The organism is Streptomyces sp. NPDC034049, assembly GCF_055575575.1.
Window position 1 is genome coordinate 79,583 of sequence record NZ_JBVISJ010000022.1, and the last position, 15,842, is coordinate 95,424.

Annotated in this window: 18 protein-coding genes; 8 read left to right on the forward strand and 10 right to left on the reverse strand. The window is 68.8% G+C overall.

From position 1 onward, the window contains the following. The first annotated feature begins 449 nt into the window (after window positions 1–449). Together ACZ52C_RS38800 and ACZ52C_RS38805 are read left to right on the forward strand one after the other, a co-directional pair. Window positions 450–1,283: an SCO4651 family lipoprotein gene (locus ACZ52C_RS38800; RefSeq protein ID WP_469079246.1), complete on the forward strand. Its 834-nt coding sequence runs from the start codon at window positions 450–452 to the stop codon at window positions 1,281–1,283. 106 nt (window positions 1,284–1,389) lie between these two features. Next, a complete protein-coding gene (locus tag ACZ52C_RS38805) occupies window positions 1,390–1,575 on the forward strand; it encodes a hypothetical protein (RefSeq protein WP_469079247.1) in 186 nt (61 codons plus the stop codon). 157 nt (window positions 1,576–1,732) lie between these two features. Here the strand turns inward: ACZ52C_RS38805 and ACZ52C_RS38810 are convergent, their stop codons facing one another. Beyond that, window positions 1,733–2,110 carry a metal-sensitive transcriptional regulator gene (locus tag ACZ52C_RS38810; protein WP_469079248.1) on the reverse strand — a complete coding sequence of 126 codons (378 nt, stop codon included), beginning with the start codon at window positions 2,108–2,110 and terminating at the stop codon, window positions 1,733–1,735. Between the two features lie 188 nt (window positions 2,111–2,298). On the opposite strand from ACZ52C_RS38810, the gene ACZ52C_RS38815 reads away from it, so the two are divergent. Both ACZ52C_RS38815 and ACZ52C_RS38820 read left to right on the forward strand, forming a co-directional pair. Next, complete coding sequence (locus tag ACZ52C_RS38815) at window positions 2,299–2,919, forward strand: DUF47 domain-containing protein (protein ID WP_045555910.1); 621 nt, start codon at window positions 2,299–2,301, stop codon at window positions 2,917–2,919. A 7-nt stretch (window positions 2,920–2,926) separates the two neighbouring features. Next, window positions 2,927–3,925: an inorganic phosphate transporter gene (locus ACZ52C_RS38820; protein WP_469079249.1), complete on the forward strand. Its 999-nt coding sequence runs from the start codon at window positions 2,927–2,929 to the stop codon at window positions 3,923–3,925. Between the two features lie 157 nt (window positions 3,926–4,082). On the opposite strand, the gene pstB is transcribed toward ACZ52C_RS38820, so the two are convergent. The 4 genes from pstB to pstS all read right to left on the reverse strand — a co-directional run bounded on the left by pstB (window position 4,083) and on the right by pstS (window position 8,288). Beyond that, complete coding sequence (gene pstB / locus ACZ52C_RS38825; protein WP_319105408.1) at window positions 4,083–4,859, reverse strand: phosphate ABC transporter ATP-binding protein PstB; 777 nt, start codon at window positions 4,857–4,859, stop codon at window positions 4,083–4,085. Window positions 4,860–4,960: 101 nt separating this feature from the next. Continuing rightward, a complete protein-coding gene (gene pstA / locus ACZ52C_RS38830; RefSeq protein ID WP_469079250.1) occupies window positions 4,961–6,016 on the reverse strand; it encodes a phosphate ABC transporter permease PstA in 1,056 nt (351 codons plus the stop codon). After that, window positions 6,013–7,020, reverse strand: coding sequence for a phosphate ABC transporter permease subunit PstC (pstC, locus tag ACZ52C_RS38835; protein WP_469079251.1), 1,008 nt, complete (start codon window positions 7,018–7,020; stop codon window positions 6,013–6,015). Before pstC ends, pstA begins: the two co-directional genes overlap by 4 nt. Window positions 7,021–7,157: 137 nt before the next feature. After that, entirely contained in the window at window positions 7,158–8,288 is a 1,131-nt protein-coding gene (gene pstS, locus ACZ52C_RS38840; protein WP_469079252.1) for a phosphate ABC transporter substrate-binding protein PstS, read from the reverse strand. A 677-nt stretch (window positions 8,289–8,965) separates the two neighbouring features. Between pstS and ACZ52C_RS38845 the strand changes: the two genes are divergently transcribed. Beyond that, complete coding sequence (locus ACZ52C_RS38845) at window positions 8,966–10,534, forward strand: FAD-binding oxidoreductase (RefSeq protein WP_469079253.1); 1,569 nt, start codon at window positions 8,966–8,968, stop codon at window positions 10,532–10,534. Window positions 10,535–10,701: 167 nt separating this feature from the next. Here the strand turns inward: ACZ52C_RS38845 and ACZ52C_RS38850 are convergent, their stop codons facing one another. The 3 genes from ACZ52C_RS38850 to ACZ52C_RS38860 form a co-directional block, all read right to left on the reverse strand. Continuing rightward, on the reverse strand, window positions 10,702–11,430 hold the full coding sequence (locus ACZ52C_RS38850; protein ID WP_469079254.1) for a phosphatase PAP2 family protein: 729 nt from the start codon (window positions 11,428–11,430) through the stop codon (window positions 10,702–10,704). Between the two features lie 234 nt (window positions 11,431–11,664). Further along, window positions 11,665–12,672 (reverse strand): C40 family peptidase, encoded by a 1,008-nt coding sequence (locus ACZ52C_RS38855; protein WP_177261865.1) that lies wholly within the window; start codon window positions 12,670–12,672, stop codon window positions 11,665–11,667. A 66-nt stretch (window positions 12,673–12,738) separates the two neighbouring features. Next, window positions 12,739–13,164 (reverse strand): ATP-binding protein, encoded by a 426-nt coding sequence (locus tag ACZ52C_RS38860; protein ID WP_469079255.1) that lies wholly within the window; start codon window positions 13,162–13,164, stop codon window positions 12,739–12,741. Between the two features lie 151 nt (window positions 13,165–13,315). Between ACZ52C_RS38860 and ACZ52C_RS38865 the strand changes: the two genes are divergently transcribed. The 3 genes from ACZ52C_RS38865 to ACZ52C_RS38875 are packed head-to-tail and all read left to right on the forward strand — an operon-like array spanning window position 13,316 to window position 14,637. Then, window positions 13,316–14,164: a helix-turn-helix domain-containing protein gene (locus ACZ52C_RS38865; RefSeq protein ID WP_469079271.1), complete on the forward strand. Its 849-nt coding sequence runs from the start codon at window positions 13,316–13,318 to the stop codon at window positions 14,162–14,164. Between the two features lie 10 nt (window positions 14,165–14,174). Then, window positions 14,175–14,366: a DUF397 domain-containing protein gene (locus ACZ52C_RS38870; RefSeq protein WP_469079256.1), complete on the forward strand. Its 192-nt coding sequence runs from the start codon at window positions 14,175–14,177 to the stop codon at window positions 14,364–14,366. After that, the gene (locus ACZ52C_RS38875) at window positions 14,359–14,637 is read left to right on the forward strand and encodes a DUF397 domain-containing protein (RefSeq protein ID WP_469079257.1); all 279 of its coding nucleotides are present in this window, start codon (window positions 14,359–14,361) and stop codon (window positions 14,635–14,637) included. Before ACZ52C_RS38870 ends, ACZ52C_RS38875 begins: the two co-directional genes overlap by 8 nt. A gap of 48 nt (window positions 14,638–14,685) precedes the next feature. Here ACZ52C_RS38875 and ACZ52C_RS38880 read toward each other — a convergent pair whose 3' ends face one another. Both ACZ52C_RS38880 and ACZ52C_RS38885 read right to left on the reverse strand, forming a co-directional pair. Next, entirely contained in the window at window positions 14,686–14,979 is a 294-nt protein-coding gene (locus ACZ52C_RS38880; protein ID WP_469079258.1) for a hypothetical protein, read from the reverse strand. Window positions 14,980–15,176: 197 nt separating this feature from the next. Next, window positions 15,177–15,788, reverse strand: coding sequence for a DUF7691 family protein (locus ACZ52C_RS38885; protein WP_469079259.1), 612 nt, complete (start codon window positions 15,786–15,788; stop codon window positions 15,177–15,179). Window positions 15,789–15,842 lie beyond the last annotated feature (54 nt).

A 15,842-nucleotide genomic window follows, 5' to 3' on the forward strand; every position in this document is an offset into this window, starting at 1 on the left:
GGGAGCCAGGTCGGAGGGGCCGGCCCTAGACCCCGCTCAGCGCGTGCCCCTCCGCGTCACTGCGCGCCAGACTCCGCGCCCGCCGGGCCGGCCCGCGCCAACCGCAGGTACAGCGCGCCACGCAGAAGCGGCCCTGATCGACGGTGGTCGTACGGTGCCGCTGCGGTTCTGGCTCGTCCTGATGCACCACACCGACAACGCTACCCAAGGCAACCAACCCCACGCCCCGCAGGACCCGGCGCCATGAACGGGCGAAGCCCGTGAAGGGGCGCGGGGAACTGCGCGAGCAACCCCGCCGCACCCGCACCCGCCGACGAACCGGACGCCCCCACCCCCTCAGGCGCCCCGCACCCTCCCCGCGCACCCTCCCGGCGTGACGACCTCCCCCGACCGTCGTTATCCGAAACGACCACAGGAACCCGGCAAACCCGGCAGGGGATCGGCAGGCGATGGTGACGCGGCGGCACAGCAGGACGGGCGCGGCACTCGTCGCGGCGGGACTCATCGCCGGCGCGACCGGCGTCACCGGCTGCGCCGTCACCGGCCTCACCGACGACCCCCTCCCCTCCGACCCCGTCGACCTCATGCACCGCGCCGCCCCCGCCCTCGTCCGCGCGGGCAGCTCCAAGGCCCGTACGGAGATGGAGATGGCCACCGGCGGCACCCGGGTGACCATTTACGGCGAGGGCGTCTACGACTACGGCAGACAGCGCGGCCGGCTCAAGGTGTCCCTGCCGTACGACCCCGCCGGCCGCAGCGAGCACCGCCCGATCACCGAACTGCTCGCCCCCGGCGCCCTGTTCATGAAGAACCGGGGCGCGGGCGTCCCCGCCGACAAATGGGTCCGCGTCGACACGGGCACCCTCTCCGACGGCAATCTCGTCACCGGCGGCGCCACCGACCCGTTCGCGGCGGCCGAGGTGCTGCGCGGGGCGCGCACGGCGCAGTTCATCGGGGAGAGCGAGGTGGACGGCGTCCGGGTGCGTCACTACCGCGGCACCGCCGACCTCACGATCGCCTCGCGCGCCGCCTCCGAGGGCAACCGGGCCCCGCTGCGCGCCGCCGCCCGGGGCTTCGCCACGGCCCGCGTCCCCTTCGACGCCTACCTCGACGACGAGGGCCGCATCCGCAAGGTCCGCCACCGGTTCAGCTTCGTCAACGGCGGCGGGCAGGGCACCGTCGCGGTCGCCTCGACGACCCTGCTGTTCGACTTCGGCGTCCCCGTCGCCGTACGCCTGCCGCGGCCGGAGGACATCTACGCCGGGAAGATCGCGGAGGAGTAGCCCCGGACGCGGCGGACCGCGCGGGGCCGGAAATGGTCCGTTGGTGCCATGCGCGGGCTGTGGGCCGCTGCCTACCCTAGGAGTCGGTGACGGCAGAGAAGAGGTGATGCACGTGGCTCCGGCAGGCGGTACGGCGGTTCAGGACCACGTGGCCCTCGCCGAGATCGAACTCTGCGGCGACCTCATCATCGCGGCCTCCGCCACCGACGGCGACCGCCTGAGCCCCGACCGCATCGACGAGGTCCTGCGCGTCTGGGAAGAACGCACCCACGACAGCGAACGGCCCCGCTAGCTCCGGTCCGCCGGGCGCCGGCGCCCGCACGCGTCCGACGGGGCGCTGTCACCCACCCGCCGACCGCGTCCGACCGGCCCGGGTGCACACCCGTGCCGGAAGCCCGCACCCGGTGGCCGAAAACCGCCCACGTCGACGGGCCCCCGCCCCTCGCCCCTCAGGTCCGCAGCAGCCGGCCGATCGCCTTCGTGGCCTCCTCCACCTTCGCGTCGATCTCGGCACCGCCCTTCAGCGCCGCGTCGGCGACGCAGTGGCGCAGGTGCTCCTCCAGCAACTGCAGCGCGAAGGACTGCAGGGCCTTGGTCGAGGCGGAGACCTGGGTGAGTATGTCGATGCAGTAGACATCCTCGTCGACCATCCGCTGGAGCCCGCGAATCTGCCCCTCGATGCGCCTGAGGCGCTTCAGGTGTTCGCCCTTCTCCTCGTGGTACCCGTGGATTCCACGGTCGTGGTCGGTCACCACTCCCGGTTCCACGCCCGGCTCCACACCGTCGACGGCGGGGGGCACCCCGGCTCCGGCCCCTGTGGTCGTCATCGCAGCCTCCAGACATATACCCCTACCGGGTATATCGTATCGAACTTTGGCGGGTATACGCCCTGCGGGCAGCCCCCATGCCGACCCGTCTGTCTGATGGGCGACACTGGGGGACGGCCCATTAGCCGTGGCCGGATGATGCGCCTAGCATCAGCCTGACCGAAACCCATGCATACCGAGGACCCCACGTGCGCTTTCGTCTGACCCCCAGGGAGACGAGCTTCTACGACATGTTCGCCGCCTCCGCGGACAACATCGTCACGGGCTCGAAGCTCCTGATGGAACTGCTCGGAGCGGACGCGTCCGCCCGGGCCGAGATCGCGGAGCGGATGCGGGCAGCGGAACACGCCGGTGACGACGCCACGCACGCGATCTTCCACCAGCTGAACTCCTCGTTCATCACGCCCTTCGACCGCGAGGACATCTACAACCTCGCGTCCTCCCTCGACGACATCATGGACTTCATGGAGGAGGCCGTCGACCTGGTCGTCCTCTACAACGTCGAGGAACTCCCCAAGGGCGTCGAGCAGCAGATCGAGGTCCTGGCGCGCGCCGCCGAACTGACGGCCGAGGCGATGCCCAACCTGCGCACCATGGACAACCTCACCGAGTACTGGATCGAGGTCAACCGCCTGGAGAACCAGGCCGACCAGATCCACCGCAAGCTGCTGGCCATGCTCTTCAACGGCAAGTACGAGGCCATCGAGGTCCTGAAGCTCAAGCAGATCGTGGACGTGCTGGAGGAGGCGGCGGACGCCTTCGAGCACGTGGCCAACACGGTGGAGACGATCGCCGTCAAGGAGTCCTGAACCCTTCATGGACACCTTCGCTCTGGTCGTGACCATCGGCGTCGCGCTCTTCTTCACGTACACCAACGGCTTCCACGACTCCGCGAACGCCATCGCGACCTCGGTGTCGACGCGCGCGCTGACGCCGCGCGCGGCCCTCGCGATGGCCGCGGTGATGAACCTCGTCGGCGCGTTCCTCGGCAGCGGCGTCGCCAAGACGGTCAGCGAGGGCCTGATCTCCACGCCCGAGGGCTCCAAGGGGATGGGCATCCTCTTCGCGGCCCTGGTCGGCGCGATCACCTGGAACCTGATCACCTGGTACTTCGGCCTCCCGTCGTCCTCCTCGCACGCCCTCTTCGGCGGCATGGTCGGCGCGGCCCTCGCCGGCGGCACGACGGTCTACTGGTCCGGCGTGCTGGAGAAGGTCGTCATCCCGATGTTCATCTCCCCGGTGGTCGGCCTGGTCGTCGGCTATCTGGTGATGGCGGCCATCATGTGGATCTTCCGCCGCGCCAACCCGCACAAGGCCAAGCGCGGTTTCCGGATCGCGCAGACCGTGTCGGCGGCCGGCATGGCCCTCGGCCACGGTCTCCAGGACGCCCAGAAGACGATGGGCATCGTGGTGATGGCCCTGGTCATCGCGGACGTCGAGGACTACGGCGACCCGATCCCGGTCTGGGTGAAGATCGCCTGCGCGGTCATGCTCTCCCTCGGCACCTACGCGGGCGGCTGGCGCATCATGCGCACACTGGGCCGGAAGATCATCGAACTCGACCCGCCGCAGGGCTTCGCCGCCGAGACCACGGGCGCGTCGATCATGTTCATCACGGCCTTCATCTTCAAGGCCCCCATCTCCACGACCCACATCATCACCTCGGCGATCATGGGCGTCGGCGCCACCAAGCGCATCAACGCCGTCCGCTGGGGCGTCGCCAAGAACATCATCCTCGGCTGGTTCATCACGATGCCGGCCGCGGCCCTGGTCGCCGCGACGAGCTTCTGGATCGTGAACCTGGCCGTCCTCTGACGCCCCGACCTCCCGCTGCCGCGCACCCGTGCCGGACAGCGGACGGGCCCGCCCCCGGGAGCCGGGGGCGGGCCCTTTATCTACCTCGCGGCGGCACCGCCATGCAGCACCGCGAGGGGTTCGGGGAGGCCGGCCGGGACACCGCCCGGCGCACGGCTCAGCCGAAGCGGCCGGAGATGTAGTCCTCCGTGGCCTGCACGGACGGGTTGGAGAAGATCCGCTCCGTGTCGTCTATCTCGATCAGCTTGCCCGGCTGCCCGACGGCGGCGAGGTTGAAGAACGCCGTACGGTCCGAGACACGCGCCGCCTGCTGCATGTTGTGCGTCACGATGACGATCGTGAAGCGCTCCTTCAGCTCGCTGATCAGGTCCTCGATGGCCAGCGTCGAGATCGGGTCGAGCGCGGAGCACGGCTCGTCCATGAGCAGCACCTTCGGCTCGACCGCGATCGCGCGGGCGATGCACAGACGCTGCTGCTGACCACCGGAGAGACCGGAGCCCGGCTTGCTCAGCCGGTCCTTGACCTCGTTCCAGAGGTTCGCGCCCTTGAGGGACTTCTCGACGATGTCGTCCAGCTCGGACTTCTTCTTGCCGCCGACCAGCTTCAGACCCGCCGCCACGTTGTCGTAGATCGACATCGTGGGGAACGGGTTCGGACGCTGGAAGACCATGCCGACCTCACGCCGCACGGAGACCGGGTCGACCCCGGCGCCGTACAGGTTCTCGTCGTCGAGCATGACCTTGCCCTCGACACGGCCGCCGGGCGTGACCTCGTGCATCCGGTTCAGCGTGCGCAGGAACGTGGACTTGCCGCAGCCGGAGGGGCCGATGAAGGCCGTCACGGTGCGGGGCTCTATGGCCATCGAGATGTCCTCGATGGCGCGGAAGGAGCTGTAGTAGGCGTTGAGGCCGCTGACGTCGATTCGCTTGGCCATGGGAATCACTGCTTCTTTCGCGAGGAATTCGCGGGGAATTCGGGGATCTGGTCGCTGGTGGCCGCGTCAGCGACCGGGCGCGCGGCGACGCCGCGTGAGTGTCATCGGGGGGCCTTCCAACGGGCGATGCCGCGGGCCGCCAGGTTCAGGATCATGATGAAGGCGATCAACGTCAGCGAGGCCGCCCACGCACGGTCGTACGCCGCTCCGGAACCGCCGCTCTGCTGGAACTGCAGATAGATGTACATCGGCAGCGAGGCCTGCGGGTCGGAGAAGGGGTTCGCGTTGATGTAGTTCGAACCCCACACCAGCAGCAGGACCGGAGCGGTCTCACCGGCGATACGGGCGACCGCGAGCATCACACCTGTCGTAATACCACCGATCGCGGTGGGCAGCACGATTTTGAGGATGGTGCGCCACTTCGGCACGCCCAGCGCCAGCGAGGCCTCGCGCAGCTCGTTCGGGACGAGCTTGAGCATCTCCTCGGTGGAGCGGACGACGACCGGCAGCATGAGGATGGTCAGCGCCATCGCGCCGGCGAAGCCGGAGGGGCCCATGCCGAGGATCAGGATCCAGGTACTGAGGATGAACAGGCCCGCGACGATCGACGGGATGCCCGTCATGACGTCGACGAAGAAGGTGACGGCCTTGGCGAGCCTGCCCCGGCCGTACTCGACCAGGTAGATCGCGGTCAGCACACCGATCGGCACGGAGATGACGGCGGCGATGCCGACCTGCTCCAGGGTGCCGAGGATGGCGTGGTAGATGCCGCCGCCGGGCTGGGAGGTGGCGACCACACCCATCGAGTGGGTGAGGAAGTAGACGTCGAGGACCTTCACACCACGGCTGATGGTCTCCCAGATGAGGGAGGCCAGCGGGAGCACCGCCAGCAGGAACGCGACCCAGACCAGGCTGGTCGCCACCCGGTCCTTGGCCTGTCGCTTGCCCTCGACGCGCGCGGCGATCGCGAACGAGCCGAGGACGAAGAGGATGCCGGCGATCAGAGCCCACTGGACGGAGCTTTCGAGGCCGATCGCGGCGCTGATGCCGAGGCCCAGCGCGACCGAGCCGGCGGCGACCGCCCAGGGGAACCACTTGGGCAGGGACGCGGCACGCAGGGTGCTCGGGCCCTTCGGGGAGAGAGTTGCGTTGCTCATGCGTTGGCCCCCGAGAACTCCTTGCGGCGGGCGATGATCAGCCGGGCCGCGCCGTTGACCAGCAGGGTGATGACGAACAGGACCAGACCGGAGGCGATGAGGGCGTCCCGGCCCATCTCGGTGGCCTCGCTGAACTTGCTGGCGATGTTCTGGGCGAAGGTGCCGCCGCCCGGGTCGAGCAGGCTGAGGTTGATCTCGAAGCTGGACGACAGGACCATCGCCACGGCCATGGTCTCGCCGAGCGCGCGGCCGAGGCCGAGCATCGAGGCGGAGATGACACCGGAGCGCCCGAAGGGCAGCACCGCCATGCGGATGACCTCCCAGCGGGTGGCGCCGAGGGCCAGGGCGGCCTCCTCGTGCATCCGCGGGACCTGGCGGAAGACCTCACGGCTCACGTTGGTGATGATCGGCAGGATCATGATCGCGAGCAGGATGCCGACGGTGAGCATCGAGCGGGGGGCGCCGCCCTGCCAGTCGAGGATGCCGGTCCAGCCGAGGTAGTCGTTCAGCCAGCCGTAGAGACCGTCGAGCTGCGGTACGAGGACCAGGATGCCCCAGAGGCCGTACACGATGGACGGCACGGCGGCGAGCAGGTCGACCACGTACGCGATGGGGCCGCCCAGCTTGCGCGGGGCGTAGTGCGTGATGAAGAGCGCGATGCCGACCGCGACCGGGACCGCGATGGCCATCGCGATGACCGACGAGACGACGGTGCCGAAAGCCAGGACCGCGATGCCGAACACCGGCGGGACGGCGGTGGGGTTCCACTCGAAGGTGGTGAAGAAGTTGGCCTCGTCCTTGCTGATGGCGAGCGCGGCCCGGTAGCTGAGGAACACGGCGATGGCCGCCATGAGCACCAGCAGGAAGATGCCGGACCCGCGGGACAGGCCGAGGAAGACGCGGTCGCCGAGGCGCGTGACGCCACGGGCGGCACGCTTGTCCTCTGCCGTCTCGGCAGGCGATGGGGTGTGGGGTGCGGGAGTGTCTTTGAGCGATATGTCCATCGGGTTCTCCGGTCTGCGGAGCCGTCGCCGTGGGGGCGGCGGCTCGGGGCGGAGCCGTCCGCGGTGGCGGGAGACTCCTGGCGGCGGTGCACCGGACGGTGCGGTCCGGTCCCGGTGGGGACCGGACCGCACTCGGGTCAGCTCAGTTCCGAGATGGTCGTACGGACCTTGGTGATGATCTCCTCGGGCATCGGGGCGTACCCGGCCTCGGAGAGCAGCGCCTGGCCGTCCTTGGACGCGATGTAGGTGAGGAAGGACTTGGTGGCGGGCAGGGTGTCCGCCTTGTTGCCCTTGTCACAGACGATCTCGTAGGTGACGAGGGTGATCGGGTAGGCGCCCTCGGCGGTCGGCGTGTAGTTCAGCTTCAGCGCCAGGTCCTTGCCGGTGCCCACGACCTGGGCCTCGGAGATGGCCTTGGTGGCGTTCTCGACGGTCGCCTTCACGGGCTCGGCGGCACCGGTCTTGACGTCGACCGTGGTGATGCCGTCCTTGGCGTAGGAGAGCTCCATGTAGGAGATGGCGCCCTTGGTCTCCTTCACGCCCTGCGCGACACCGGAGGAGCCCTGCGCGGACTGGCCGCCCTTGGCCTGCCAGGCCTTGCCGCCCTCGTACTTCCAGTTGTCGGGGGCCGCGGCGATCAGGTACTTGGTGAAGTTGTCCGTGGTGCCGGACTCGTCCGAGCGGTGGAAGGCCTGGATCTTGAGGTCGGGCAGCTCGGCGTCGGGGTTGAGCGCCTTGATGGCCTTGTCGTTCCAGTTGGTGATCTTGCTGTCGAAGATCAGCGCGAGGGTCTTGGCGTCCAGGACCAGGTTGTCGACACCCGGGACGTTGTAACCGACGGCGATCGGACCGCCGACCATCGGCAGGTCGATGCCCTGGCCGCCGGTGCAGACCTTCTTGGAGGCGGTGACCTCTTCGGGCTTGAGCGCCGAGTCGGAACCCGCGAAGGCGACCTGGCCCTGGGTGAACGCGGTGATGCCCGCGCCCGAGCCGCTGCCCTTGTAGTTGATCACGACGTCCTTGCAGGTGCTCTGGTACTGCGCCACCCAGGCGTCGATCGCGTTCTTCTGCGCGGAGGAGCCATCGGCCAGCAGCTGGCCCTTGGCGTCGCCGCAGTCGATGTTGCCGGCGGCGGCCGTGCTCTCGCCCGTGCCGCTCGCGCCACCACTGGTGTCGTCGGACCCGCACGCGGTGAGGGTCAGGGCGCCGGTGAGGGCGACAGCACCGAGAGAAAGGGCGCGCAGCCGGTTCTTGCGCTGAAGCTTCACTTTCGGGGGTTCCTTCCAGGAGCCGCCGTCCACGTGGCGGCGTGCGAAGTCGTCGTATCAGCCTCGGGAACCGTTCCGCTGATGCCTTCGGTCCCTCAGACTGCTGTCGTCACGGGCTGTGAGGCCGCATTTCGGTCCACATCCCGCACCGGGTAAGGCCGAAATTAGGCAGATCAGGTGAAGCCGCCAATGGACGGAAGTGAACGGCGAGTGAACCCCTGCCGACAGTGCGGTGAGGTAACGGAACGCTCACGGCCAGAACACGCGAGGGTCCCGACACCTCACCACCCCTCCCTCAATTTCCTGACTCTGCGCACTCACCCAGCTACAGAGAGGAACCATCCCCAGTTCCCCACCACTCCACGCCCTCCGCTCGACAGAAGAAACGCCCAGTCCCCTGCGCGCCCCCCAGGCGCGCGAGGAACCGCGCCACCAGCCACAACGAACACGCACCGTCTCCACGGCCCGCAAGCCCCTCAGGGGCGCGGGGAACTGCGCGACCAGCCACGACGAACGGATGGCCGGCGACGCACACGCACCCCCGACCCCTCAGGCGCTCCACGGCGGAGCCGAGGCGCGGAGCCGAGCGCGCAGCCAAGGCGCGGATCCTGGGAACCCGCACCCCACCCACCCCGTCTCGTTCCACGAACCCACACACGGCGCACCGGGAGACCCACATGGAACGGCGCACATTCCTCGGCGGCGCAGCCGCGATCAGCACCACCCTCACGGCATCCGCCTGCACCGCCCCCACCCCCGGCACGCGCGCCACAGACACCTCCCTGCGCAGCACCACCACCACCACCACAACCACCACGACCAGCGGCACCGCCAAGAACCCCACCACCGCCAACTGGTCCGCCCTCGCCCGAGACCTCGACGGCCCCCTCGTCCGCCCCGGCGACAAGGCCTGGTCCACGGCCCGCCAGCTCTACAACACCCGCTTCGACACCCTGAAGCCCACCGCCGTCGCCTATGTCGCCCACCCCGACGACATCCGCACGACCCTCGCCTACGCCCGGGCCCACGCCCTCAAGGTCTCGATACGCAACGGCGGCCACTCCTACGCCGGCTGGTCCTCCGGCAACGGCCGCCTCGTCATAGACGTCTCGAAGCTGAACAAGGTCCGCGCCTCCGCGAACGAGGCGGTCGTGGGCGCCGGCTCCAAACTCATCGACGTCTACCGCGCCCTGGCCGCGAAGGGCGTCACCATCCCCGCCGGCTCCTGCCCGACCGTGGGCGTCTCCGGCCTCACCCTCGGCGGCGGCCACGGCGTCACCTCCCGCGCCTACGGCCTGACCTGCGACAGCCTCACCCAGGCCACGCTGATCACGGCCGACGGCAAGCAGCTCACAGCGAACGCCACCACCAACAAAGATCTCTTCTGGGCCCTACGAGGCGCGGGCAACGGCAACTTCGGCGTGGTCACCGAACTCCGCTTCAGGACCCACCCGGCCCGCCAGGGCGTCACCGCCTACCTCACCTGGCCGTGGTCGAAGGCCGCCGCCGTACTGAAGGCCTGGCAGGAGTGGGGCCCGGCCCAGGCCGACGAGATCTGGTCCTCCTGCCATCTGGAGAACGGCGGCAGCCCGACCGTCGCCGTCGCCGCGTTCTCCCTCGGCTCCTACGGCGACCTGGAGAACGCCCTCGACCGCCTCGCCGACCGCGTCGGCACCCCGGCCCGCAGCGTCTCCCTGAAGCGCCGTTCGTACGAGGACGCCATGGAGGGCTACGCCGGCTGTGGCTCCTTCTCGACCGACGCCAAGTGCCATCTGCCCGGCTCGACCCCGGGCCGCAGCCCGCAGGGCGCGCTGCGCCGGGAGACGTACGCCGCCCGCTCGGACTTCTTCGACCGCTCGATCGACTCGGCGGGTGTCCAGACCCTGCTGACCCAGATCACGGGCGTGAAGGGCGGGGCCGGCAGCATCGCCCTGACCGCCCTCGGCGGCCAGGTCAACCGGGTCTCCCCCACGGCCACGGCCTTCGTCCACCGCCGTTCCCGGATGCTGGCGCAGTACCTCGCCTCCTGGAAGGCCGGCACCGCCGGCACGGCGGCCCAGTCCTGGCTCACCACGGCCCACAAGTCCATGACCCGCCACGCCTCCGGCGCCGCCTACCAGAACTACACCGACCCCACCCTGACCGACTGGAAAAAGGCCTACTACGGCGAAGCGACCCCCCGCCTGACCACGGTGAAGAAGCAGTACGACCCGAACCGCTTCTTCACCTTCCCCCAGGCCTTGTAGCCCCCGCCCCTCAAGGGGCGCGGGGAACTGCGCGACCAGCCCCCACCGACCCGCAGACGGGAGTCAAGGACGAGCAGCAAAGGAGGGGGTCGAAGGGGCGCAGCCCCTGGAGGATGGGACGGGTAGGGGCGGCGGGGGCGAAAAGAGCCCGGGCGAACCCTCAGCCCTCAGGCCGCCAAATCCCGCTCCTCCGCGGAAGCCGACTCGACCCGCGCCCCCGGAATCACCGCACGCCCTCCGTCACGCCCCCGAGCCCGCACGATCCACCCCACCCGAGCCGACCGCTCCACCGCCTTCATCAGCGGCGTGAGCAGAGCCATGGCGAGCGGCGACAGCAACAGCGCGACCGCGGTCCCGAGCGCGAACCCGCCGATCACATCGGTCGGGTAGTGCACACCCATGTAGACCCGGATGAACCCGCCCAGCAGCCCGATGACCAGCCCGACCATCCCGAACTTCCGGTTGGCGACGAACAGCCCCACCGCCATCGCCATGATCAGCGTCGCGTGATCGCTCACGAAGGAGTAGTCGGTCTTGCCGGAGACCAGCACCTCCAGCCCCTCGTGATCGAGGAAGGGCCGGGGCCGCTCCACGAACCCGCGTATCGGCACGTTCACCAGCACGGCGACCCCGGCGGCGAGCGGCGCCCACACCAACGCGGCCACGGACGCGGCGGCATCCTCCCCGCCCCGCTTCCGCACGCCCCACCAGCACCACAGGATCAGCAGCACCATCGCGAAGAGGAGCCCGTACTCCCCCACGAACTCCATCACCCGGTCGAGCCAGGTCGGCGCGTCCTTGGCCAGACCATTGATGTCGTAGAGCAGCTCGACGTCGGGATTCGATCCGGATTCAGCGGCCAGTGAGGTAGCGGCATGCGCGGCGAGTCCAGCCATCGTGCTGCGGCCCTTTCGTCATCGTTCTCGCGACCGCACCGTACGTGCGCCGCGCTTTGCCACCCCCGTGGTGTACGTAGTGCTTCCGCGTGTGCGTCGACGCGCTACGTCAAATAGGAACGCACACTCCTTCTCAATGCGTTCCACCCTCCACCGAATGATCACGCAGACGTTATCGAAGAGAGACACGTCTGCGCAGCTCAGGGCAGTGGTTCACGGAGAATTACGGCGTTGTCAGACCGCCGTAGGCAGCGCTTTCGCGCCATCTTCGGTTACCCGGGTCGCACCAAAGTAGTCGGGGGTGTCAATCGGGTCGAACCGGATGACCGCCCCCGTCCGCGGCGCGTCGATCATGTATCCACCTCCGACATAGATCCCGACGTGCCGAATGGCCCGCGAGTTGGTGAGGTCGTCGGAGAAGAACACCAGATCCCCGGGCAGCAGCTCCTCGCGCGAGGGGTGCGGCCCGGCGTTGTACTGATCGTTCGCGACCCGCGGCAGCGTGATCCCCACACTCTCGTACGCCGCCTGCGTCAGACCCGAGCAGTCGAAGCGTCCGCCCTGCTCAGCGGTGCCCGTACCGCCCCACAGATACAGCGTTCCGAGCTTCTTCTGCGCGTACGCGATGGCCCCGGCCGCCTGCTCGCTGGGATCGACCCGGGTCGTGGGAGCCGCGAAACTCTCCGACAGGGTCGTGATCGTCTTGACGTAGTTCTGGGTCTCCTTGTACGGCGGAACACCCCCGTACTTGATCACGGCGTACGCCCCCGCGTTGTAGGAAGCGAGCATGTTCGCCGTCGGATCACCGGGTACGTCCTTCACGTACTTCGCGAGCGAGCAGTCGTACGACGCGGCCGATGGAATCGCGTCATTCGGGTCCCAGACATCACGGTCGCCGTCCCCGTCACCGTCCAGTCCGTGCGCGGCCCAGGTCCCCGGAATGAATTGCGCGATCCCCTGCGCGGCGGCGGGGCTCTGCGCCTTCGGATTGAACCCGCTCTCCTGGTACAGCTGCGCGGCGAGCAGGGCCGGATTGATGGCCTCGCACAGATTGCCCCATTTCTGTACGAGCGACTGATAAGCGGCGGGAACAGCCCCCTTGGCCAGCCCGACCGACTTTCCGCCGATCCCGGCGGCGAGATTCCCCGCGACCAGATAGACACCCACGACCAGCACCATCACGAAGGCGAGCCCGGCACTGCCGGCAGCGATCACCACGATCCACGCCTTACGCACCGTCAACCGCCCCTCACCGCGCGCCAGTCCACCGCGAGCAAGTGTAGAGCGGCACCGGTCCCGGGGGAATGATCACTCAACGGCACCACAGTCGACCCACAGCAGGTTCCCACCCTGCGAGACACCGAGGTCGCGCAACACGGCCACACCCCGCCCCTCGGAGCAGGCGCGCACGAGCTTCAGCCCACGCCCACACTCGGCGTCGAGGTCGACGGGCCGGGCGTCCTCGGTGAACCCCACCGGCACCCGCCAGTCCCGGTCCCACACCCCCACGCGCAGCCTCCCGCCGATCTCCAGCACCCTCAGGGCGTACTCCTGCGCGGTGTGCCGATGAGCGTTGGCGAGCAGCTCGGCGGCCAGCAGTTCGGCGGTGGGGGTGAGCTCGGAGAGACCGTGGGCGTCGAGCACAACCCGGAGGGTGGCGCGGCCGACGCCGGGGGATCGGGGGTCCCGAGGGAGACGAAGGGTGTAGTTCCAGGACGGGGATACGGTGGTCATGGAAGTCTCCGATTACAGAGGGGAGTTGGTCGGATACTGCTCCTGAGCACCAAGGTAGCGGCGAACAGTAAACACATTCATCAGTTACCTATGATCTCGTTCACTACCACTCATGTGGGTGACCAGCGACAGCGAGGAGGCGGGCAGGCCCGTGAGGACCAACCCGACGGGGAGACAGCTCCGCTTCGGCACAGAGCTGCGCAAACTCCGGGAGCGCGCGGGTCTGAGCGCCACGGAGGCCGGTCAACTCCTGGGCATCAGACAGACGCAGGTCAGCAACATGGAGGCCGGACGCGTGGGCGTGGGCGTCGAGCGCCTGCGCACGATCGCCTGCCATTACGACTGCTCGGACAAGGCTTTGGTCGAGGCGCTGGCAGCCATGGCACCTGACCGGAAGCGGGGCTGGTGGGAGGAGTACCGCGAGCTGCTCTCCAGCGGTCTGCTCGACCTGGCCGAAGCGGAGCACCACGCCCACTCGTTGCGCAGCACGACCACGGCCCGCATCCCTGGGCTGCTCCAGACCCGCGAGTACGCGCTCGAAATCTTCCGCCAGGCGGTCGTCGAGCTCTCGCCGCCCGACATCGAGCATCGGCTCTCGTTCCGCATCAAGCGGCAGGCCATCCTCTTCCGCGAGGACAACCCCACTCCCTATGCGGCGACTGTCCACGAGGCGGCCCTCCGCATGAAAGTCGGCGGCCCCACGATCGCCCGTCAGCAGTTGCGGCACCTGCTGGACATGAGCGAACGCGACCACGTCACCCTGCGCGCCATCACCTTCGACGTCGGCGCCTATCCCGGATCGGGGCAGTCGATCTACTACTTGCACGGCCCCGTACCGCAGCTGGACACCATCCAACTGGACCAGTCCCACGGCGCCACATTCGTCGACGCCGAGGCCCAGTTGCACAAGTACCGGACCCTCTTCGACCGGATCGAGGCGATCGCGCTCAGCCCCGCCGAAACCCGGGACCTCATCCACAACGTGATGCGAGACCTGTGAGGGAACGCCCATGAAACCGTCCTGGCAGAAGTCCTCCTACTGCAGCGAAGGCGAGGCTTGCGTCCACATATCCACCGGCCCCACCACCATCCACCTCACCGAATCCGCCGACCCCACCCGATCCACCCTCACCACCACCCCCTCCTCCTTCCGAGCCCTCCTCCACGCACTCAAACTCGACAAGGAACCCACCCGTGCCTGACATCCCCCCGGACCTCGACTGGATCCGCGCCGCCCCCGACGACGCCACCGGCCCCGGCCCCTGGATCGAACTCGCCTTCGGTGAGGGGAACGGCGACGACGACCCCGAGGCCCCCGTCTATATCCGCGAGACGAGCGACCCGGACACCGTCGTGACGACGAACCGCCGCAAGTGGGACGCGTTCGTACTGGGCGTCCAGGCAGGCGAGTTCGACCACTTCGTGGAGGGGGTCGAGGGCTTCGAGCCGACGGTGCGGCAGCCGGAAGCCTGAGCAAAGCGACACCGACCGGCCACCCGACCCCTCAGATGACCGAGCAGGCTAGAGAAGCTCGAAGATCCCGTCGGCCTGAAGCCCGGCACTCGGCGTCATACGGCTCACGACACCGGCCTCCACGATCAGCAGATCCGGCAGCCACTCCTCGTAGAAGCGGACGTGCCCCACGACTCCTGCCGTGCTGGTGCGCTCCCCGAGCCAGCCCACCAGCCGCCGCAGGTCGTCGAACTGGTCAGGATGCACCTCCTGCCGCACCGTCAGAGCCCACCCCCGCTCCCGCCCGCACAGCTCCCCCACCAGGGCGCCGCCGACCCGCCAGGCCGCCCCTCGCTCGGCCAAGAGCGGGTACTCGTACGCGCCTTGGCCCCCTCCGGCATCGTCGTCTCCGTGCCTGTCGTTGCCTCTCTCACCCAAGTGCCAGCGCAACAAGGTGAGATCTTCGACCGGAAGGGACGCAGGAAGATCGAGACTGAGCTGAAACTCGTAGTAGTCACCCATGCCGGAAGGCTACGAGGGTGGGGGAAAAGCCGCTGCCCTCAGGACTTGAACCCGATCACCCCGAACCCGGGTCGCGACTCCGCGTGCCGCAGCCACTGAAGGACCTGCGTGACCGCCTCCACGACTTCCGGCTCCAGCGGCGGCGGCTCCGCGCCCGTCGCCTTCGTCGCTTCGAACTGCTCCAACGCCCGGAGACACTGCTCGTGCCTCCACTCACCGCAGCCCGGCATGTACGTCGACGGCAGCGGGGCCGGCAGACCTCCGTACCCGAACTCCTCCACGGACACCGCGGTGATCCCGAGCGCGCTCAACCCCTCGTCGACCACCGACAGCCAGTCGCCGCGGTGCGGGGTGAAACAACTGTTGTCCAGGAACGACCCGGTGAGGGAAGACAGCCGCTTGTACGCGTACCCGTACTGAAAGGCATGCTCCTTGTCCTCACCGAACGGCCCTCCGTGCACGACCGCCCGCAACGCCTCGTACGCCGTCGGAGCCCCGTCCTCGATCTCGGACGCGAACCACTCGTCGTCCCGCGCCAGATCGTCCCCGAACTCGCTCCGCACGACATCCAACAGCTGCTGGTCACCGGAACCGACGAGCGCACGGGTGGCAGCCACGTCGAGCAGATACACACTCAGAGAAGAACTCATGCCCTCAACGTAGCCGCAGCCACTGACACTCCCTCAGCCGGAAACCAGGGGAGC